A 21473-nucleotide genomic window follows, 5' to 3' on the forward strand; every position below is an offset into this window, starting at 1 on the left:
CCAACGATTTCAGGCCAAACTCAAACAGCGCGCGCCGATTGAGTACCGGCACGCGCTGGCTGCTTAGCCTTTTTTCACTTGTCTACTTGACAGGGGTATGACCAGTAGAGACTTGCCTTTTTTCCAAATTTAATAACGATTAATGCAGCGAAGAGTCTTATGCTTCCTTCCTGTTATAAATCCTCTGTTGATTCCACCGACTCTGCTTTTAATTCTTTCGCATCTATTTCCGCTCCATCGACTTTCGTTTCATCTATCTCCGATGCTTCTACCTCATCCGCTTCGTCGCTGTTCTCTTCCTCAACCAAGGCTCTTGGCGTATAGAGCTTGGGAATCGGCACGTTCGCCCAATCCATATCGGATGCAAAATAGAAGCTCGTATAGGACGGCTGGTTATAGGCCGAATTCTGGCGGGCCACGTCCGCCCGATACTGCGGATCATGCATCAATGTGTATAATTTATGCGTTGTGGGCTCGGTGCTCAAATAGATACGGATCGCTGAGCTATCCGCTGTACGGACAAGCATTTCCTCGCGCCAATCTCCGAAAACATCGGCAACCAGCGATGGCGTTCCTTTGGTATAGTTATTCGTTTTGGTGCCTGTTGCGGTCAGCAATGTGCCACGCTTCCAATCTTCAATGGTCGGGGTTACGTCGATCGCCCCGTTCACGATTTGTGTGGTCATATTGGCGGCCCATTTGATACTCATATTGGTGCCCGGCATCTTCGTATCAAGCTGCTTGCCTGCCGCAGTCCACAAGCCGATGGCCCAGGTTTCCAGTCCTCGCTGATCCGGGTCTATGTCACCGACCATTCCGCGGCCTGTATCCTTGCCGGAATATGCGCCGTAGAGGACTTGGCCCGTTTTGGCATCCCGCAGCGAATAACCATACGGAGCGTAGGTTCCACCCTCATGCACCATAAAAATTTCTTTGCCCGGCCGATCCGGGTCAATATCAGTCACATGCAGCGCATCACCGTGTCCCAGTCTGGCTGTTTGGCCCGGAATCGCGCTTTCCGGAGGCATGACATCAAACGAGCTGTACAGCAGGCTGCCGTCATCGTCGATGGTGGCAGACCCGTATACGATTTCGTCCTTGCCGTCACCATCCACATCCACCACACTCAGCGAATGCGCTCCCTGAGTGGTCAAGGTGCTGAATTTTGGGTCCGTTCCGTCCCGCCCGTGCGGGCTATCATTAAACGGGTTAGTCATCGGTGCCCAGCCACTGTCCACCATCCAATGCTTTTGGAGATGGCGGCCGTCCCAGGTATAGGTGGCCAGCGTAGAGCGGGTATAATAACCACGTGCAAATACGGCATAAGGCTTGCGACCATCCAGATAAGCCACCCCTGCCAGGAAACGATCCACACGGTTGGCGGGTTCAATCCGGGCCATAGCATAATCCCCCCACATGAGACCATCGTCATGGCGCTCTGGCTCATAGCGGACGGTGTCCAGCTCAGCTCCCGTTTTTCCTTTAAAAATGGTCAAATACTCCGGTCCATCTACAATGAAGCCTTCGAACTCTCTCAGCTTGTTTTTGTCGCTCCGCGCAGGTGCATATACATCCATAAAGTAATCCGTCAGGCTTTCCGCATCCTTTCGGGATAACGGATAGCTATACTTTGGAGCAATGCCAAAGCATTCCTCCAGTGTAGCAGGCCATTGCCCTTTGACCACTTCTTCATGCTTTGTCCAGTTCATAAACATGTTCACTACATGCTCATAATAATCCGTACGGCTCAAACGGTAATCATCCTGATGTGTAATTCCTGCTTTCCGATCCTCACGGGGCAAGGTAATATACTTTTCTTTTTTGGGCTTGCCCTTTTTGTCAAAAGTAATCGTTTTGGTGCCTGGGGCCGTCTTGAACATCAGCTCGGCTTTACCATCTCCGTCAAAATCGTATACCATCATCTGTGTATAATGCGCACCTGATCGAATATTCACACCCAGGTCAATCCGATATAACAGCTTGCCCTCGGCCGTATATGCATCGACATACGTATTTCCGGTATAGCCTTTCTGAGATACATCCTTGGAGTTTGACGGGTCCCATTTTACGAAAAATTCATATTGTCCGTCTCCGTCCACATCTCCCACACTCATATCGTTGGCTGAGTAGGTATAGGATTCACCTGCGGGTGTTACTCCATCGGCGGGCTTTTGAAGCGGAAGCTCATAGTAACCCTGCTGCCATGGCTTCACTTTGGCACTGCGATCCTTTTCCTTCCCATTAACGACTGAAGCCACCCTGTACACCGCATTTCCGGTTCCTTCCTTATCGACATAGTTGGTGCTGTCGGTCACCATTGCAATCTTCTTGCCGTCACGGTATACGTTAAAATCTGCTCCCGTCAGCCCTGTTGGGCCGTAGCCATTCACTTCCTGGGCTAATAGCCGCCAGCTTAAAAATACACCCTCCTGCGTCACCGCAGCTACCAGTCCCCGATCCAGCTTTTCCAGTTGAATGCTGCCGCTACGATTCTGTTCAGCAGCGATTGCTGATTCCGCCTGTAGCGTCGTCGGTTCGGACAAGTCTTCCGCGGCCACTCCTCCAGTCGTCCCCGTCATCGCCAGCATCGCTGCCAATGCGACGGTCAAGCTGCCCTTACGCCATGCGCCTTTCCTTTGAGCCATCCAAGTCGTCCTCCTCAATTGTGTTGTGAGACAAGCAAGACGTCAAAATGATTGCGCTTACAAAATTCAAATTCTTTACTATTATAGTTTTGCCCTTCTCCCAAAGGCGTTTAAATATCCGGCGATTTCTCTACACAAATCCGTGTTGTTGTGCATTTTTATTGAAATACATCCGCCAAGACTGCTATATAACCATTCATTTCGTGAGCCAACAAAATCAGTTTGAAGTGAGAATATACGAAAATCATAAGATGATAAAATGTATAAGCTGTGCTCAAAACCATACCTTTAAGGTTTCACAAAAATGATGTCACAAAACGACCCGTTGCGATTGTTATATAAACATAAATACAAGGAGGTGAGCTCTTGCAGGCAACCATCCCCGGGGATCAACAGGATAAACACACCCAGATTGAGCTGGCCGTAGAGCGCGTCAAGGCTGGTGAACAGCAGGCTTACGAAATCATTATTCGACAATTCGAGCGGCAGATGTACACCTACTGCTTCTATATTTTGAAGAATCATGAAGCAACAGAGGACGCTGTTCAGGACATTTTCATCAGAGCCTATGAGCATCTTCATCAATACAGCAGACAGACCAGCTTCTCGGCATGGCTATACAAGATGGCCTATCATCACTTAATGAACATCAAAAGGAAACACAGCCGCTGGCTCAAACTGGTTCAGCAGGTCAAGGAACAAGAGTCAATCGCTCAGGTATCCCCTCATAAAAGTGTTATTGAAGAACTGCTGACTTATCTTACACCAGAAGAGCGTCATATTCTGCTACTGAAGGCTGTTGAGCAATACAGCTTTGAGGAGATTAGCAGCATTATGGGTTTAAAGTCAGCAACTATCCGTAAAAAATACGAGCGGCTTCGGCGCAAGCTGCTGGACCAGAGAAGCAAAGGAGGACTTGTTAATGGACAAACATCCAATACCACCTTATGAGCGCGAAATGGACCAGTTGGAGAATTGGATCAATGAATCAGTCATGCCCAGAGGCAGTATGAGTGATCAAATTATGAAGGAGATTGAAAAAAGAGCCATGCAAAGAAAAACGACGAAATCGAAATTTGCAAAACGGGCTGTCCTGGCGGCATCCGTAGTTGGCATATTAGGGGCAGGAGTGGTAGGCGCCGGATTTATATCACCGACCATGGCGGCCACACTCAAGCAAATTCCCGGAATTGGCAGTATTTTTTATGGATTGAGCTCGGATGAAATTCAGACTGCTGTAGATAAGGGCATTCTCAGTCATCCTAATGAAAGTGTGACTCATGACGGAATTACGCTGACATTAAGCGATGTTCTGTATGACGGTACACGCCTGTCTTTCTCCATTGAGCGTAAGGGCGAGAATATGCCGGAAACCTCTATGAGTCCTTATCTACCTATGGATGCCATAACTGAAAATAGCGATGAGGAATGGGTAAAGAAGCATAAAGTGCCTGAGAAGGATCAGCTTAAGGGGTACTTTAAATTTCATCCGGAAGTACTAATTAATGGCAAGAAAGTAGACTCTGATCTATACTCGTATGGTGATGATCCGGAAAAAAAGAATTCAGTCGTAGGAGAGTTCATGCAGTTGGGCTCCCTGCCGGACGAGTTTGAATTGACGGTTAAAACTTCAATGACAGGTGTCAATGAGCCTTATGAATTCAAGGTTCCGGTGAAAATCGATAACACCATGATTGTTGTCCAGCCGAATGAGACGAAGACCAGCAGCAACTTCAGCTATACCGTTAAGGAACTGAAATCTACATCCACTACAACTCGTCTAGTGCTGGACAGTACAGGTGAAGTGCCTGCTTCCCAGGAGCAGACAGGAGAGTATGCGCCAACGATGATGTACTACGATATTGTGGATGATCAGGGCAACATTCTTGAGCAGCGCAAATTCGGTTATTTCAACAGCAAGCCTAAGACAGAATACCATGTGGATGAGCTGTATGATGCTCTCAAGCCGAATACGAAATACGTAACGATTAAGCCATTCACCTTGACCGTAAAACCGGCTGATTGGAGCATTGTTGGTGAAGGCAAGGGAGCTGACGGCAAGCTTAAAAGAGGAGATAAAACGTACATCAAGGAACTCGAAATGAAGATTCCCCTGAATAACTAATCACCAATTTTTTCAATACAGGAATTTCACATCACATGCTTCCATGAGAGGAGAACATGTCTAATGCAACAATCAAACTTAAAATTAACATTCCTAAAACGGGTATTACTTACAACATCTGCTCTTGCGATATTGGGATCAGGGGTAGCGATGCCAAAATTTATATCCCCCATTGCAGCAGCGGCTACTGATGCAAAATCTGCACAAGCCGCTTCTTCCAATCTGAGCCTGACGCAGGACGGGGTTACACTGAAGCTTGGCGATGTGTTCTATGATGGCACGCGGCTGTCCTTTTCGATCGAACGTGAAGGCAAAAATTTGCCTGAAGGAGTCGTGAGCCTGTATATTCCAATGGATGCCGAGGCAAATGAAAGCCTCAAGAAGTATATGGTTCCTGAAAAAGATCAAAAGAAGGGCTATATCAAGAGGCCTGAAATTCTGATTGATGGGAAGGCATTTAAAGGCTTTGGCTCGTTCGGAGATAAAGTGTCCAAAAAGAACACCGTAGAAGCCGAATATAGCCAGTTAGGTTCACTCCCAGACGAATTTGAAATGACCGTCCGGGTAGGGGTTACCAGAATCAGCAAGCCTTTTGAGTTTAAAGTACCTGTTAAAAAGGACGGTAATATGGTGAGTGTCAAGCCAAATAAAACCCAAAAGAGCGGGTCATTCAGTTACACGGTCAAACAGCTCGATATTGCCTCCCGTACAACCCGGCTGGTGCTGGATAGCGAAGGTCAAGTGCCTGCATCTGCCAAGCAGACAGGAAAATACGCTCCATCCATGATGTATTATGACATCGTAGATGATCAGGGGAAAACGCTTCAGCAACGGAAAGTCGGCTTCTATAATAGCAAGCCTAGAACGAAGTATCATATTGATGAGCTGTACAGTGCTGTAGGTAGCAGACCCCAATATGTGACGATCAAACCGTATACATTTACAGTCGATCCCTCAAATTGGAGTATTGTCGGTCAAGGCAAGGGGGCTGACGGGAAATTTAAAAACGGAGATAAAACATACATTAAGGAACTCGAAATGACCATTCCCGTGCCAGCCCAATAACATCCATGCAAGAAGCGAGCAAGCCTGAATGAGAATCCAGGCTTGCTCGTTTTGTTTATTTTACATTAAGCCATTCCTTCCCCTGCTTACTTCACTGGTTCTACTGGTTATACAAGTGCCGAAGTGGCTTCAATTATCCACTCACATTGCACCTGCACCAGTAAGGGAGCATCGGAAGAATAGCTGGAAACCGACGGAACGCTCTGACAGGAGCTTGTCAAGCTTGTGCAACATCGTCAAAGATAAGTTTAGGTTATCGTTAATTTGTGAACCCCAATTAGTGAGGGACAAATGAACTGAAATCGTCCCGACTGAACTGGTCTGCATGGTAAAACACGACATCCCCATCCTGTAAATGAAAGGCATGTCCGTACGGGTCTTTTATCTCTCTGCGATAACCCTCCAGCTGCCATTGGTTCAGCAGCGGACCATTAATATATTGCAAATGTGGATGCTCGGTGTCCCCCTGACGGAGCGATTCCAAATTGAAGCGGACGACGATAAAGCCCGTTTTCTTGAATAGATCCGTATGCTCGTTTAGCTCCTGTTGACGACTTACATTACGTAAATCCGTCCCTTTGGTGACCGCGTACACATCGGCAGGCAGACTATATTCGCCATACCAGCGCTGAATCGCCGCATTGGCACGGTCGACATCAACCCCATCCGGCAAGTCTGTCTTCGGACCGATCAAGGTACGGACCGCCGCGGGCAGCACTAGCCAATCGTAGCGGCCGATCCATGTCTTGCTGCATGTGATACGCTGGGCATATAGTGCTACATAACGTTCCAGCGTCGATTGACTCCGTTGTGTTTCGCTCAATTCATGCTTATATTGGTAGGCGGCTGTGTCCTGCATTTCCTCTGCTGGTACATTGCGCAGCCGCTCATTCAGAATAACATACCGTTTCTCTCGATCCTCTGTCGATCCCAATCGGATGAATTTACGGCTTCCCGCATGTGTATACAAATCCACTTCTTCACGCTGGCGGCCATCTTTACTCACCCAATAAAATGAGGGTGTGATGCGGATACCATCCTTAGCGCTGAACATATTCCCTTTGGTTTTGAGATCAAACTTGAAATGATAGCCCGTCTTGACCGCTACATTTTGGTAGCCCTCATGCGGATGACTGCCGGGACGTACAGGCAGGGTAAACGGCTCCGGATTTCCCCTTGGCAATCCGTCGATGCCGCCTAGCCCTGTCCAGTAGGATAGACCGCTATGCAGCGGGCTTCCCTTGTGCTGACGAAATACCCGCTCCCAATGGTAATCGGCAATATCGGTGATATGAAAATCATACATCCGTCCGATAACTTCAATGTTGACCACATCATTGGCAACATGATGGGCAAGATCCATATTGGCATGACGCTGTTCAGTGAACCCGCCTGGTGCATTTTCAGCAATGGTACGGAACTCGACGGTGTAGTTGCCTTCATCCACCCATACCGGTAAATAAAAGTCTGTGTCCAGTTGCACCACCGGAATATCAATCCAGGTACCTCGCGGATAAAATTTTGTCTTCCCTTTATCGTACACATCGAACGGGAATCGCACCTGCTTGGTTCGCACATATTTGGCATATTCCCGGTTCCCGTAACCGGGAATATTCAAATGCGGGCCTGCGGTCGAAATCGTTACCCGGAAAGGACGCTCCAAAATAAGCGCTGACCGCCCTTTCGTCGGCTTGGTTTTCTGGTTATGAATAGCATCATCTGACACACTGGAAAGATTCACGATGGGAGTGTGGACAGTCACCGTGTTGATCCCCTGTATCGGAAACGTCTTATCCGCACCGCCATTGATATTCCCTTTGAGAATAGCAAAGGTAATGTCACCGCTGCTAGCCGTATTGGGCTTATTTATCTTGTGCTGATCAATCACATGACCCGGACTGTATAACACATCCGGCTCAATCGCCCCGGAAGAAGGAATAACACCCGGCTTGGGTCCATTCACCTTCACGCGCTGCGGATTCATAATGATACTGTTCTCAAAGGTCAGGGTGTCATTCTCCACTTCGACTTCCTTAACAGCTCCTTCTGCCTTGGATTTTAGTGCACTACGTTCGTCAGGTACACTCGGCTTGCTGCTGCCTCCGCTTTTGCTGCGACTACCACCATCTACGGTTCCCGGTGCAGGGGACGGATAAAAGTTGCCCTTGGTCGCTGCGACATATGAAGGTGGGGTATAGGATTGCGGACGAATGGTGATTGTTTCATTAGGTAACGCATAATTTCGAAGCGTAGCTTCCCTGATACCGTACACCTCCAAGTTGTCTATCTTCCAAAAAGAGTACGGACGTACGATTTTGTAGGTATAGGTTTTTTTCACAGTTTCTCTCCGCGTAGATTTTTTCTTGGGCCGCCAGCTTAACCGATATTCCCGTTTTACATTCACCGTATATGTACACTGACCTGTCATGTTTACAAACTTATGCTGAAAAAGGTATCTCTTGGCTTGTACATGACCGTACAGGCTCTCAGATGTAGGAATACCTTTGGAGACGTCAAACTGTTCCCGGCCACGCTGGTCTGCTTTGATAACGGCAGATACTGTCGGGTCCAGCTCGGCAGTTTCCAGGCGCAAGCCAGGAACTGGGCGGGAGCAGACAACACCTTTCGTCGGCTGTTCCTCGTCTTGACAATCTGAGGGTGCTCCCTCTTGGCTTTCTCCAGGCTTAGGACAGCCCTGACCTTCTTTGTAATACAAATAAGCGGTAAACTGCTCAAAAGAACCATCATACGTAAACCCGGGTACAATGCCCGGCAAAATATCTCCGCTCGGCGGTTTCCCCGTCGTGCTTTTCTTGTAACCCACATATTCATATTTAGGATTGGTTGGTGGGGTGAAATCATACGGTTGATCAGGTTTCAGTTCATCTTCAATTGGTGTAAACACGTTGTTAAGCGCTTTTCCGTCAGTGGTAAAATGCTTGACAATTAGACTGCTCTCCAGTTCGATCTTGAACAGAATGGGCTGGTAGATGCGGTATGCTTCTACTTCTTTAGCGCAGGTGGGGCAGCTTTCATTCTTGATATCTTTGGCTATGACTTCCGCATTAAGCATCATGTTTACTGTAATTGGAATAATGGTGGAGTCCGTTCCAACCCCCTGTATTTGATAGGAGCGAATATCGTCCTTCACTGTGCCCTTACTGATGTAACGTACGTATTCTTCATAGCCATCCGAACGGGATTTCTCAAAATATTTGATATAATCAGGGTTCAGTTTGTTTTTCTCATCATTAGGTTTATAAAGTGATGCTTCAACACTTTTTATTTTTCTACCTGGGAAACTAAACTTGTAAGTAAAGGTTGCCTCACCATGCATCCCTTTTCCAGGCTGTTTACCACCGTCTGTGACCCACGTCCCTGCGATGTTCTTCCACATATCGAAATACATCATACCAACAAAGTAGCGATTATTCTTGTCTGCATAGTAGGACAGCGGAGTAATTTCTGTATCGGCTACCGCCTTATCGATGGGAAAAGAAAAAGGCGGGAGCTGCAACAAAAGCAGTACCCCCACCAGCAATACGGCCAGAATGCGTTCAGTTTTCTCCATGTCTTAATTACCTTTCCACGGGTTAACCATTATTGGGATGTAGTCCCGCGATGCGAGGTCAAAACCAATGTACTCAATGTCTTGCAGCTTAAAGGTTTTATAATCCTTGTTCCCATAAAGGTTAGCGTCAGCGTACGAATATATTTTGTAATAGAGCATCTTTGTACCGTCTCCATTGTCTTGCGTCATTTCTTCTAGTGCAGGACGAAGGCGTACATCCTTGTTTTTAGTCAAGTAAAAAAGGCTGCCTGCTGTAGACTTCGTTTTGGCCCGCACTTTCAGGTATGGAACACCCTTTGGAGACGTATACGGCTCGACAGAGTAAATATCGTGCAGTAACTTTATAGGTAAGTCAGACTGTTTAAAGAGCACTACCTTTTCATACGGCTTACCTGTAATATCGTTGATGAGATTGGGAATAGTGTTAATCGCCTTTTTATACGGCTCAATACTCACCGCCTGATGCCCCGTATCCTCGAGCGCAGCGATTTCCTTCTTCCCGATCCAGACCCAGCGGCTGATCTTATCCCACTCCACCGTCTGGCCCAAGCCCTCACTTACTAACCGGAGCGGCACAAAAGTGCGGTTCTGCTTCAAAATAATCTTCGTTTCGTATGTTTTGGTTTGTCCGTCCACCGTGGCGGTGTTTTGTCCGACCGTCATGCTAACGGCATGTGCATCATTTTTGATCGACACAGCCAATTGACCGCCTGTTTTTTCCCACCCAACCTTGGCCCCCAAGGCTTCGGATACAAAACGAATAGGAACCATCACGTAATCGTTACTATCCTGAAAGGGTTTAGCATCCGGGAACTGTATCTTTTTCGCATTTAACAAGACCTCAATCGGTTGGGAGCTGCTTGCCGCCTCCGTTCTTGGAATTGTACTTGTCGCGCCCCATAGCAACGTAACTGCGGTCAAACTCAACATCCATTTTTTTATACTCATCTCTTTATCCCCTTTGTCTGCTAGTACTCTAAAGTATGTATATCAACCTTACTCTCATAAACTTATTGCACCCCCACTTTCGGAAAATACTGGATACAACTTATATATTATATGGTTTCCTTATTACAAAATCTATAAGGAAAACTTCTAACATATAGACATTCTAAAAAAAGCCATCCCAATCTCTATCGCCGAACTCGAAAAAGTGAATACAAAACGGAGTAGGCGAAATGGTACTAAATCAACAAAAAAGGGCTGCCTCTCCCCAGTTAAGGAAGAAACAGCCCGTGTGCTTCACGCGCAAACGACTATGAATAAATCAGTTCATCACATCATTGTTCCAACATCATCCAATATTTCTTACATCATAAATCATAATCTATTAAAAATCAAACGTTACTTTTACTCACAAAGCATCTTAAAGGGCATCCATCCGCTATCACCCTAGTTACCCGCCTGATAGAGCTGCTCATACACCTCTTTATTAACCATTCTAAGCCCAAACAATCTGCGAACACGCTGTCCCGGCTTGGCCTTAAAGGTCACTGTCGCTATGTCCTTACCCTCCAAATATGCAGCCGGAATGGCGGCATTTACGTTGTAAAACTTATCGGCCTCATCAAAGCCTTCACTAAAATGCTCAAGGAGATGACCATTAATCAAAATGTCAAAACCGCAGTTTGGCATTTCCAATGTAGCCGTGTAGGTGATAACGAGCAGCATTGGAGCAGTCAGATCTGTTTGCAAATCCAAAGAGAACCAGCCGTCAATGCCCGCATTTCGGTAAGGTCGGTTGTTGACATATCCGGTGCGGGTGGAAGCATCCCCCTGAAAGTTATGATCCCGCTCCGGCTGCATTTCTCCAGGCTGGGCAAAGTCAATCGTACACTGCTCCAGAATCGCCAGCTTTTCGCGTGCCGCTGTGTATTCCTTTTCTGCCTCCTGCCACGTCTCCTTCGTAAAGATGTCCCAATATACCGAGTAAGTACAGTCATGCACTTTATATAGAGGAGACAATTCCACGTCCCGGGGATACCCGGCATTCAAGGTGTGGAACGTATTCGTTTTGCCCTCCACTGGCTGTATCCAGGCATCCAGCTCTCCCGACTCAGGTATGAATACCGGTGTGTACAGGAAATCCTTGGCTTTAGGATCTTCTAAGGGTCCGAGGTCGCCCGCCAGCACCAGTGGTCCATACATGACGGCCGCTCGGTCCGGGTTATCCGGCATCGGCTCCAGTCTCAGCGACATTGGAAGCTCCACCTCGACAATATCACCGTCTATCCACGTTCTAGCAATAGATACGAAGCTGCCCGGTTCTGACACGACTGCTTGTTCCTTGCCATTTACACGGATAGTCATCCCTTTTTCAGCCCAATAAGGATAGCGGATGAGCAGCATAAATGGTGCAGGTTGATCGCATTGAATTTCCAGCTTGGTATGATCCGTGTCCGGATAGGAGGTGGTTTGTTTTAACGTAACCCCTGCTTCTTGCCATTTCAATGTCGAAGCGATGAATTGATTGACATATAGCTTATTGTGATCGTGAAAATAAATGCCGCTGCCGTAGCTTGCATGGTTTTCCATTCCTGTGCCGACGCAGCACGTAAAATCATCAAATTTGCTTTCAAAATGCTTGTGTCCGCCCATAGCCAGCGACAGAAAATACGTTACACCCCCGTGAACCGGGTCCTGCGAGGCCAAAATATGATTAAACAGAGCCCGTTCATAAAAGTCCGCCTCCCTGGCGGATACATTCCATTGGAAGAGATGGTTGGTCAGCTTAAGCATATTATAGGTGTTGCACGTCTCCGTCGTATGCGGCCCGATACGATCATTCAAGCCATCCGGTGCTCCAAAATATTCTCCAAAGCTGTTGCCGCCAATGACATACGAATGATGATCCACCACCCGTTCCCAAAAAAACTCCACCGTCGCCCGGCGCTTCGTATCATTGGTCAGCTCATACTCCTTGGCAAGTCCGATCAGCTTGGGAATTTGCGTATTAGCATGAATGCCCTGCAGGCAATCTTCCTGTGAGCTAAGCGGGTCGAGCACCAGCTTGTGCCAGAAGCATTCAGCCAGCCGCAGGTAGCCTTCTTCCCCGGTATCCGCATACAAATCCGCCAATACCTCGTTCATACCCCCATATTCGCAAAACATCATCTGCTGCATCTGCTCATCACTCATCGGCTTCAAAATACTTTCAAGCCAGTCTGCCAGCTTACGTTCTACCACCAATGCCTTGTTACAGCCAGTCAAATGGTACGCATCACGCAAACCGGCGAACAGCTTGTGAAGTGTATACAGTGGAGCCCATGCACCGTTCAGATCAAAGCCCTTGGAACGAATATCTCCAGCAGACACCTCTTCAAAAAGCTCCTTCCCTCCCGGAATACCGGATACATATCCGTCCCCATGGGCCTCTTGGCAAACCTCCAGCTCATCCGTAATGTAATGTGCGATTTCTTTAAAGCGTTCATCGCCCGTCGAAGCATACATCATAGAGCAGGCGGACAAATAATGTCCCAGGGTATGACCGGAAATAGACATGGCTTCCCAGCCTTCATATTGAGGCGCTTTGGGCGTAAGCCCGGCATATTCCCGAAAACGCGCCAGCAGGCGGTCAGGTTGAAGCTCCAACAGATAGGATCGGTTCAGCTCCATCGCCTGTTTGAAGGGACCATCAGCCAATGCCACCTCGTTCAGTGCGAACGGTCTTGCTTTCATATGGGCTTTTGCTTTAAGCGTCATCTTCCGTGCCTCCTTTAAGGCGAGTTTGGGGTGTAAAAAAAGAAAGCGCATATCAGGCATAACAAGCGATTATACACCGCTGCCGCAGGTTTGCTCCCACTGCTGGTACAGCTGCGTTCTCGCCTCTGTAATGCCGGGGTGAAACTGAATCAGCGCGTGCTTCCGTGTAAAATGGACCTCACGGATCGCCTCCTGTACCCGCTGTTCCCCGCCTGCTCCGCCGAGTCCGACGGCATGGAGCATGGACGCGGCGGCTAATCGGCCTTGGGCCATGGCGACCAGTCCGCTTTCGATGCCGGTAATATTGCCGGCAACGTACAGCCCTTTGAGCGAGGTTTCCATTCGCTCACCATGCAGTGGAACATGCCCGCCCAGCTCCGGGCTGTACACGAATTTGCACCCGGCTACCGCCGCCAGCTCAGCAAGCGGATACAGTCCGCCGCTCAACGCCACGAAGTCGGCGGGTTCGACGCGCTCGCTGCCGGGAATCGGTGAGCCGTCCGGTTTCACGTGGACCAGGGTCACGGATTCGACCCGGTCCTGCCCGTTGACGGATAGCACGGCCGTCCGCAAACGGATCGGGATATCCCACAGGCGGAAGCCTCTGTGCGGATAGCAACGCGCGATGAGACCCTCCATCCGCAGCGCCGCTGCCAGCTTGCCGCCGGCGCGCATCCAGGCGGCCGGGGCCAGCCCCGACAGCTGAAGCAGCAGCTTCGCGGAGGCTGTCGGATCTGCTGCCGCGCCAGCCAGCGGATTGACGCAAGGCAGTGTAATCGCCGCCACGTTCACCCCGGCGACGGACAGCTCACGGGCAATCGCCATGGACAAGACGTTCATGCCTACAATGATGCCGCGTTCCCCCGGCTTCACATAATGGACGTTGGTCATCACCTGCGCGGCTCCGATGGACATCACGCCCGGCAGCGTCCACCCGTCCAGCGGAACGGGAATTTCGGCGGCTCCGGTCGCGAGCAATACGTAGTCGGCAATGAATAATCCACAGGAAGTGGAAATTTCCCACGTTTTCGTATACTCCATGCCATGCACCGACACGCCGCAGCGAATGTCTACCCCAAGCTGTCTGCAACGGGTGATGAGTTCATCCGAAACCTGTTTTCCAACCCACCAGCCTTCGCTACCTTCCTCATGATATTGTCCGGGCATTCGTCCGCCCGGCTCAGTAAACTCATCCAGGACCGTGACCGGTAAGCCTTGTTCAGCTGCTGAAGCCGCTGCTGACAACCCGGCGGGACCTGCACCAATGACGATAAGATGCGCCATTTTATTCATGTCACGATTCTCCCTGTAATTTTATTCGAAAGCTGGCGGCCTGTTTCTACGATCATGCCTTCCTCCAGCCGGGTCAGACAGGAGCGGACCGTGCCGAGCGGATGAACCGTCAGGCGGCATTCGTTACAGTGTCCAATGGCGCAGTATATGCCCCTGGCTGTGCCGGATTCCTCGTGCCTTCTCAGTAAACGAACGCCACTTGCCAATAGCGCTGCCGCCAACGGTTCTCCAACCAATCCCTGCATGGGACGACCGTCAAAGACGAAAGACACCTGCCGCCGCTCCGGCTTCGGTCCCAAAATAGGATGGTTCACAATACGCGCCCGGCTCATAAGGAACCTCCCTCTGCCAGCTGACCAAACGTCACGGGACGCACCGGAGGTCTTTGCGATAATAGCTCTGCCTCCCGGCGGGCAGCGGGATATTGATTATAAAACCACGTCTCCACCAGTTGTCGGCATACTCTGCCCTGACACGCCCCCATCGTGACTCGCGTAGCCATTTTAAGCTGGCGTACCGTCTCGGCTCCCATATGGCAAGCCTGCTCCAGCTGTCCCAGGCTCACCTCTTCGCAGCGACATACAAGCAAGCGACCTGACGCACCAGACGCTCCGGATTGCCCGCCCTGTACTTCCGTCTCAATCGTCTCACTTCGTCCCGGCGCCCGCTTACTCATAGCTGATTGCGCAGGTTTTAATCGCTGAATAAAAATCCAGCGCCGCCTGCCCCTGTTCCCGGGTATGTGAGCTGGACTGCTTCAGGCCACCGAATGGAGCCTGGTATTCGACACCCGCTGTCTCCTGATTAACCCGGACCATGCCGGCGTCCGCTTCATCCAAAAAACGATGAGCCAGCCGCAAATCACGGGTAAACAGTGAAGCACTCAGCCCGTAAATAGACGCATTACACAGGCGAATGGCATCCTCAAAGTCGTCCGCCTGTATTAGACCGATCACGGGGCCAAAAATCTCCTCCTGGATCAAGGGATGAGACGAATCCAGCCCGGCTGCCACCAACGGACGCACAAAATATCCGTGATCCGTCCCGGCGGCGGCCCCGCCCTCGGCTACGATGTCCGCTTCCCGACGGGCCAGCGAAACATAGGACATGACCTTTTCGTACTGGCCTGCGGATGCCACAGGTCCGAGATACGCTCCGGGGTCCAGTGCCGGGGCCATCTGGATTTTTTTCACCGTTTGGCGCAAAGCTTCCGTAAACGTTTCATAGACAGACCGCTCGACGATCACGCGGCTGGTCGCGGTACATTTTTGCCCGGCTGACCGAAAGGCGCCGCTGGCAATCATCGCTACCGCCTGCGCTATATCCGCGTCCTTCAGCACAACCGCGGCATTTTTACCGCCCATTTCGGTCTGGTATTTGATATTCCGACGTGCGCACCGCTCGGCAATGCCGAGACCCGTCTTCGTAGAACCCGTGAAGCTGACTGCATCCAGAGCCGGATGCTCCAGCAGAGCATCGCCAATACGGCTGCCCTGCCCGACGATGAGATTCAATACGCCGGACGGCAGCTGCACCGCTTCAAACAACTCCGCGACCCGTACTGCGGTTAACGAGGCATGCTCGGCAGGCTTCCAGATGACCGTGTTTCCACACAGGAGTGCAGGAGCGATTTTCCACAGCGGAATAGCTACCGGAAAATTCCACGGTGTAATAATAGCCGTTACACCCAGCGGAATACGCTTCGTGTATTGAAGCACACCCGGTTCATTCGAAGGAATGACCGTACCGATCGAACGCACACCCTCTGCCGCGTAGTAACGCAGCAGATAAACGCCTCGCATCACCTCTCCGCGCATCTCGGTAATCGGCTTCCCCATTTCTCGGCTGGCTAGCTCCGCCAAATCGGATAGATTCGCCTCCAGCAGCCCGGCTGCCTTGAACAGGTAAGCTCCCCGCGCCGCCGGACTTAATGCCGCCCAGCCCAGTTGTGCCAGCCGTGCCGCTTCCCCGGCCTGCGTGATATCGTCCTTATTGGAAAAATGGACGACTCCCACCTCCTCCTTCAGCATGGAAGGATTGCAAACCACCATTTCTTCGCCAGAAGGACTCAGCCACTCACCGCCAATCCAATTTCGGCTTTCCATCGTCTTCACCTCCATTCAGGATGAAACCCCGCTCGGACGAACCGCCATCTCAAAAGCTTCGCGAATACGGTCGTAATCTGCCTGCGGCAGCGCAAGTCTCGGCGGACGTGTCGGGCCGACCGGAAATCCAGCCAGCTCCATCATATATTTGATGGACTGCACCAGCTGCGGGCTGGCGTCGTAATGGAACAGCGGCAGCAGTCTGCGATACAACGCGGAAGCTTCCGCCATATTTCCCGCTTGCGCAAGCCGGAACAGCTCTACCCCTTCCTTGGGCAACGCATTAGGAACCCCCGAAATCCAGCCTGTCGCGCCAAACAATGCTCCCTCCATAGCCAGATTATCCACTCCGACCATGACTTCCAGCTCTGTCTGGTCCAAAATAGCGTGAATACGTCGTACATCGCCTGAAAATTCCTTGACTGCTACGATATTTTCAATACGTGACAGGCCTGCAAGTATATCAGGGGTCAGGTCAACCTTGTAATCATGGGGATTGTTATACGCAATGATCGGCAAGCCCACCTCCGCCAACGCTTCATAATGAGCCGTTACCTCATGGGGCAGCGGATTGTAATTAATGGGTGGCAGCGCCATGACACCCGCTGCTCCGGCATCCTTGGCATGCTGAACCCAATGCACCGCCTGCCTGGTGGATGGAGCCGCCGAGCCGACAACGACCGGGACACGCCCCGCCGCAGCATCAATCACCGTATGCACAACCTGTGACCGTTCTTCCGGGGATAAAGCTGCATACTCTCCCAGTGATCCCGTGGGAACCAATCCACTAATGCCGTTCGCAATCAGATGCTCGCACAGCTCAGTCAGACGCTTGTAGTCGACCTCCAGCTCTGCCGTGAACGGTGTAACCAGCGCCACATATACACCTTCAAAACGCGCCATATGCTCACCAATCCTTTCTTCTTCCACCCGTTTTTTACAAACTGAATATCGAATAGTTACACCGGCCTTTTACATCATTCAATTTCCCAACGCTATACTTCACCGCTATACTCACATCAGTAAAAATCCTTCTCTCAGCGGGTCCTCCGGATCAAGCACAAATTGATGATGTCCTGTTACCCAAGCAGAGCCTGTAATTTGCGGAATCACCGCCGGATAAGGTCCTACCTGCGTCTCGCCTACAATTTCGGCCCGAAACATGGAGCCTGTAATGCTTTCATGCACAAAAGGCTCATTCAAGCCCAGCCTTCCCTTGGCATGCAGCACTGCCACCTTGGCCGAGGTCCCTGTACCACAGGGCGAACGGTCGATACCTCCCGGCGGGATGACAACTACATTGCGGCAATCGGCCTGTGGAGCCACGGGTTCCCCGTAAAATTCAATATGTGTCAGTCCCCGGATGACCGAATTCTCAGGATGCACTACCTCAATAGCAGTATTTACCGCCTCCCGAATCCGCACTGCCGTCCGTACAATCTCTGCCCCATTGCTCTGCTCCAGCAACAGACCGATAGAAGCCGCCTCAATAATGCCGTAAAAATTGCCTCCATATGCAATATCCAGTATGACTTGACCGATACCCTCTACCTGTACCTCCACCTTACGGGCATACACGAAGGAAGGGATATTCGTGAATGTCACCTGTCGCACCTGGCCCGCATCTACTTCCAGCCACACTTGAACCGGACCTGCCGGAGTATCCAGCACTATAGCTTTTGTCTCCGCAGCTATCAATCCGCCTTCCATCAGCGCTGTGCATACTCCAATCGTATCGTGGCCGCACATCGGTAAATAGCCGCCTGTCTCTATGAAAACCACACCGATATCAGCATCTGGATGGCAAGGCTCTGTTAAAATACAGCCCGACATGACCTCATGTCCCCGCGGTTCGAACATCAGCAGACGGCGAAAAGCATCATGATGCTCTGCCATGTAAGTCATCTTTTCCAACATCGTATGACCTACCAGCTTTGGTGCGCCGTGAATGACCGTCCGCGTCGGATTTCCTCCGGTGTGGGTATCAATCGTTGTAATCTTGCTTGATATAGCAGTCTTGCCTGATATCGTAGTCTTGCCTGGTACACTCATCCGGTTCCCTCCCCGTGCAGCTCATGCTCGTTCTCATACCAGTTCAAAGCCTCCCCAAATCGGTCATATCGCAGTGGTTCTACCGAAATACAAGTGGGTTCGCCGCGTACCATTTCGGTCACCAGCTTCCCTGTAACAGCGGCGAGGCTAATGCCGTCCCCTTCATGGCCGGAAGCGATAAACAGTCCCGGCACTTCATCCACGGCTGATACAATGGGCAAATGATCAGGTGTCCATGGACGCAGGCCGGTATATGCCCTCATTAGCGGCACGTTTGCCAGGACTGGAAAAAAGCGAATCGCTCGGCGGGCAATGAATCGGATCACCTGCTGATCGACCCCCGTATCCATGCCGACAAACTGACGACTACTGCCAATCAGAATGTTTTGTGATGCGGTTGGCTCGAAAACCAGGGCCACACCGTATTTTTCATCATCCTCATCCACACTCCGCTGCCCGCCAAACTTGCTCATCAGGTACCCGAACTCCATCACCTTTCGGTTCCCGATCGAATGCGTTCGGGCAGACACCAGAATATGTCCTTTACGCGGTATGATCGGAAGGTTCAAACCGAGTGAATGACCGATGCTGCGTGTCCACACACCTGCCGCCAACACCACTGCTCCTGCACGGATCACACCGTTGGGTGTCTCCCCACCCCGCGGACGTTTCCCCCTTCGTCCTTGAGGACAGACTGTATCGGTGTGCGCGGCAATAGCTTCGCTCCCATCCGACGCGCGGCTCTGGCCAGTGCATACGTCATCAACACCGGATTTACGGTGGAATCTGTCGCACACTCTAGCCCGCCCGGCAAATCTTTAGCCAAATGCGGCCATTCCTTCCGCAGATCCTGCTCATCCAGCATGCGAAACGGAAGTCCCTCCTGCTGCTGACGGGCTACCCATTGCTCTGCCGCCTGCATCTCCTGATCATTTTCACAGACCAAAATGCTGCCCGGGGCACGGTATTCAAATTCATCCTCCAGCTCCCTGGCCAGCTCTGCCACCAGTTCCTGCGATACCAGCGACATCCGGCTGTCAAAGCCCGGTTCCTTGTCAATTGCCAATATATTTCCATCACAACGGGACGAAGTGCCTCCGGCAATCTCTCCCCGCTCAGCCAGTATGATCTTCAAACCGGACTTAGCCGCATAATAAGCGATGGCTGCGCCGATGATCCCGCCACCAACAATGAGCAGATCCGCCGCATCGTGTTTCACTCACTTTTCCTCCCTTCGACCGCTTCAACCCGAGTGTCACAACACTCAGATCGCTCTGCCCCAAATTTCAATCGTGATCAGTCCTGTTGGATATTAGTCGGTCAAATGTAAGCTCAGTCGGGAAATTCGGGGCAGCCACGCTGGAAAATTCACTTATAGCTTGAGCGTAAGGCTTTGGGTCACAGGCTTGCTCAACTCGTCATAATCCCGTAGCTGTACGGTAAACGTATACGTCTTGTTCGCTGCTCCGCTTTCTGCCGTTCCGCTGATCGTTCCTGTGAAGCGATCCAGCTTGAAGCCTGCGGGCAATTTTCCCCCTGTTACCGTCCAATCGTAAAAAGGAACGCCTCCCTTGGCCTCCAGTTTGGCAGTGTACGTCTTCCCTTGAACTGGCTTGGGCAGTTCCTTGGTCATTATTTCTGGCGCGAGAAAAGGAGTCAGTTCCTTGCGCAGCGGCCAGCCTGCTTTTTCGGCTACCAGCAGCGAGAGCTTCGTGTTCATCCAGCGCCGGGTCGGGAACATGTGGCGCCAGCCGCCGTTTTGTCCACTCAGTCTGTCGACCTCTGCAAGCTCCCCGGAGAGATGATAGCTGTTGTCCAGCGCAGCCGGTCTGTGTTGATAAGCCAGAATATCCGGGTCATTGCCTGCTGCCTCCTTCAGCGCCTTCACACCCGGGAACGTGTCGCTGAACACAATCGCATGACCAAATTCATGCATGATCAGACCATGCACATCCGTCACCTTGGACAGATCGGATTGATACCATTCTTCATCATCCACCGATGTGAACGGAGTGGCATCATCATAGAAATCCAGAATCAGACTATAGGAACGGTTTAAATTCCCCGGGACGGTCACACCGTTACGTGTATGATAATTGCCGTTAGCGGCTGGAAAGCCCGTAGAATAAGGCCCGTTCAGTCCTCTTAAAAACACCCACATGCCTTGATATGGCTTGTCGTTCGTCACCTGTATTTCATTTTGCCAGTCGTCTCCCGGCAGATGGTTTACCTCCGCATTCGCTGGAACCTCATCGAAAGGGGCCAGATCAAAGAAATAGAACCAGTCCTTCACCGCCAGTTCTGCGGCTTTTCTCGTAGCAGCATCATTGAAATAGGGCATAATCGTATCAAAGCGGTAGTCAAAATAGATGGGGATTTGGGGTTCTCCATTATCGTCCTGATCCAACACCCGAATCGGAATCGACTGGATGGTCGTGTGCCCGTTATTTCCCGCCACAGATAGAGACAACGTATAATGCTCAATTTCACCATTTCCCCCAATCCGGTCGGGATGGATGGCCAGACGGAAATCTTTTTCCTCCTGCGCATTGGCAAAGGTCAGGGTTTTGCTTGCCCCTTGCGCCGACAGCGTACTTGGCAAATCCATCATCAGCCGGGATGTGCCCTGCGCATTCAGCGTAACCGTTACCGGAAAGGCGGCATCCGCCGGCGGTTTGACCTTTAGCTTCACATACGGGTTCGCCAGATACCCTTGCCAATCGACCAGCTCTATACCGTAATCGTTCACCGTTCGACTAAAGATGTCGATGACTTTGGCATCCGACTCCGCCTCGGCATAAGCCTGATAACCCGGAATAGCCGGTGTTAAAGCAACGATGAGAGAAAACGCCAGCACGGTCAGCCATATTTTCGTGCGTCTTTTTTGCGTGTTCATTCAATCCCTCCATCTCGTT

General features: G+C 50.7%; 14 protein-coding genes and 1 pseudogene. 3 read left to right on the forward strand and 12 right to left on the reverse strand.

Annotation, left to right across the window (positions count from 1 at the left end; translation table 11 throughout):
• Positions 1–173: 173 nt before the first annotated feature.
• Entirely contained in the window at positions 174–2645 is a 2472-nt protein-coding gene (locus tag LCF57_RS14790) for a rhamnogalacturonan lyase (protein WP_226001376.1), read from the reverse strand.
• A gap of 366 nt (positions 2646–3011) precedes the next feature.
• On the opposite strand from LCF57_RS14790, the gene LCF57_RS14795 reads away from it, so the two are divergent.
• The 3 genes from LCF57_RS14795 to LCF57_RS14805 all read left to right on the forward strand — a co-directional run bounded on the left by LCF57_RS14795 (position 3012) and on the right by LCF57_RS14805 (position 5835).
• Positions 3012–3596, forward strand: coding sequence for an RNA polymerase sigma factor (locus LCF57_RS14795; RefSeq protein ID WP_226001377.1), 585 nt, complete (start codon positions 3012–3014; stop codon positions 3594–3596).
• Positions 3568–4770 carry a DUF4179 domain-containing protein gene (locus LCF57_RS14800; RefSeq protein WP_226001378.1) on the forward strand — a complete coding sequence of 401 codons (1203 nt, stop codon included), beginning with the start codon at positions 3568–3570 and terminating at the stop codon, positions 4768–4770. Before LCF57_RS14795 ends, LCF57_RS14800 begins: the two co-directional genes overlap by 29 nt.
• Positions 4771–4833: 63 nt before the next feature.
• Positions 4834–5835 carry a DUF5643 domain-containing protein gene (locus tag LCF57_RS14805; RefSeq protein ID WP_226001379.1) on the forward strand — a complete coding sequence of 334 codons (1002 nt, stop codon included), beginning with the start codon at positions 4834–4836 and terminating at the stop codon, positions 5833–5835.
• 277 nt (positions 5836–6112) lie between these two features.
• Here the strand turns inward: LCF57_RS14805 and LCF57_RS14810 are convergent, their stop codons facing one another.
• From LCF57_RS14810 to LCF57_RS14860, 11 genes and pseudogenes are all read right to left on the reverse strand, one after another.
• The gene (locus LCF57_RS14810) at positions 6113–9406 is read right to left on the reverse strand and encodes a DUF5704 domain-containing protein (protein WP_226001380.1); all 3294 of its coding nucleotides are present in this window, start codon (positions 9404–9406) and stop codon (positions 6113–6115) included.
• 3 nt (positions 9407–9409) lie between these two features.
• A complete protein-coding gene (locus LCF57_RS14815) occupies positions 9410–10354 on the reverse strand; it encodes a stalk domain-containing protein (protein WP_226001381.1) in 945 nt (314 codons plus the stop codon).
• Positions 10355–10798: 444 nt separating this feature from the next.
• Entirely contained in the window at positions 10799–13108 is a 2310-nt protein-coding gene (locus tag LCF57_RS14820) for a glycoside hydrolase family 127 protein (RefSeq protein ID WP_226001382.1), read from the reverse strand.
• Between the two features lie 69 nt (positions 13109–13177).
• A complete protein-coding gene (locus tag LCF57_RS14825; protein ID WP_226001383.1) occupies positions 13178–14401 on the reverse strand; it encodes an NAD(P)/FAD-dependent oxidoreductase in 1224 nt (407 codons plus the stop codon).
• A complete protein-coding gene (locus LCF57_RS14830; protein ID WP_226001384.1) occupies positions 14398–14733 on the reverse strand; it encodes a (2Fe-2S)-binding protein in 336 nt (111 codons plus the stop codon). The genes LCF57_RS14825 and LCF57_RS14830 overlap by 4 nt, the downstream gene beginning before the upstream one ends.
• Positions 14730–15077 (reverse strand): (2Fe-2S)-binding protein, encoded by a 348-nt coding sequence (locus LCF57_RS14835; protein ID WP_226001385.1) that lies wholly within the window; start codon positions 15075–15077, stop codon positions 14730–14732. Before LCF57_RS14835 ends, LCF57_RS14830 begins: the two co-directional genes overlap by 4 nt.
• Positions 15070–16506 (reverse strand): aldehyde dehydrogenase family protein, encoded by a 1437-nt coding sequence (locus tag LCF57_RS14840; RefSeq protein WP_226001386.1) that lies wholly within the window; start codon positions 16504–16506, stop codon positions 15070–15072. Before LCF57_RS14840 ends, LCF57_RS14835 begins: the two co-directional genes overlap by 8 nt.
• A 15-nt stretch (positions 16507–16521) precedes the next feature.
• Positions 16522–17409, reverse strand: coding sequence for a dihydrodipicolinate synthase family protein (locus tag LCF57_RS14845; RefSeq protein ID WP_226001387.1), 888 nt, complete (start codon positions 17407–17409; stop codon positions 16522–16524).
• 111 nt (positions 17410–17520) lie between these two features.
• The gene (locus LCF57_RS14850) at positions 17521–18558 is read right to left on the reverse strand and encodes a proline racemase family protein (RefSeq protein WP_226001388.1); all 1038 of its coding nucleotides are present in this window, start codon (positions 18556–18558) and stop codon (positions 17521–17523) included.
• Positions 18555–19777: pseudogene (locus tag LCF57_RS14855) on the reverse strand (NAD(P)/FAD-dependent oxidoreductase). Before LCF57_RS14855 ends, LCF57_RS14850 begins: the two are co-directional and overlap by 4 nt.
• A 153-nt stretch (positions 19778–19930) precedes the next feature.
• A complete protein-coding gene (locus LCF57_RS14860; RefSeq protein WP_226001389.1) occupies positions 19931–21454 on the reverse strand; it encodes an Ig domain-containing protein in 1524 nt (507 codons plus the stop codon).
• Between the last annotated feature and the right edge of the window lie 19 nt (positions 21455–21473).

The sequence above is a fragment of the Paenibacillus sp. BJ-4 genome (assembly GCF_020404765.1).
Classification (GTDB): domain Bacteria; phylum Bacillota; class Bacilli; order Paenibacillales; family Paenibacillaceae; genus Paenibacillus.

Bases quoted from the DNA above. Each gene is read 5' to 3' on its own strand.
- LCF57_RS14840 (WP_226001386.1), bottom strand. From the start codon at position 16,506: ATGGAAAGCCGAAATTGGATTGGCGGTGAGTGGCTGAGTCCTTCTGGC.
- LCF57_RS14860 (WP_226001389.1), bottom strand. From the start codon at position 21,454: ATGAACACGCAAAAAAGACGCACGAAAATATGGCTGACCGTGCTGGCG.
- LCF57_RS14850 (WP_226001388.1), bottom strand. From the start codon at position 18,558: ATGAGTGTACCAGGCAAGACTACGATATCAGGCAAGACTGCTATATCA.
- LCF57_RS14825 (WP_226001383.1), bottom strand. From the start codon at position 14,401: ATGAATAAAATGGCGCATCTTATCGTCATTGGTGCAGGTCCCGCCGGG.
- LCF57_RS14810 (WP_226001380.1), bottom strand. From the start codon at position 9,406: ATGGAGAAAACTGAACGCATTCTGGCCGTATTGCTGGTGGGGGTACTG.
- LCF57_RS14820 (WP_226001382.1), bottom strand. From the start codon at position 13,108: ATGACGCTTAAAGCAAAAGCCCATATGAAAGCAAGACCGTTCGCACTG.
- LCF57_RS14835 (WP_226001385.1), bottom strand. From the start codon at position 15,077: ATGAGTAAGCGGGCGCCGGGACGAAGTGAGACGATTGAGACGGAAGTA.
- LCF57_RS14805 (WP_226001379.1), top strand. From the start codon at position 4,834: ATGCAACAATCAAACTTAAAATTAACATTCCTAAAACGGGTATTACTT.
- LCF57_RS14815 (WP_226001381.1), bottom strand. From the start codon at position 10,354: ATGAGTATAAAAAAATGGATGTTGAGTTTGACCGCAGTTACGTTGCTA.
- LCF57_RS14830 (WP_226001384.1), bottom strand. From the start codon at position 14,733: ATGAGCCGGGCGCGTATTGTGAACCATCCTATTTTGGGACCGAAGCCG.
- LCF57_RS14790 (WP_226001376.1), bottom strand. From the start codon at position 2,645: ATGGCTCAAAGGAAAGGCGCATGGCGTAAGGGCAGCTTGACCGTCGCA.
- LCF57_RS14845 (WP_226001387.1), bottom strand. From the start codon at position 17,409: ATGGCGCGTTTTGAAGGTGTATATGTGGCGCTGGTTACACCGTTCACG.
- LCF57_RS14800 (WP_226001378.1), top strand. From the start codon at position 3,568: ATGGACAAACATCCAATACCACCTTATGAGCGCGAAATGGACCAGTTG.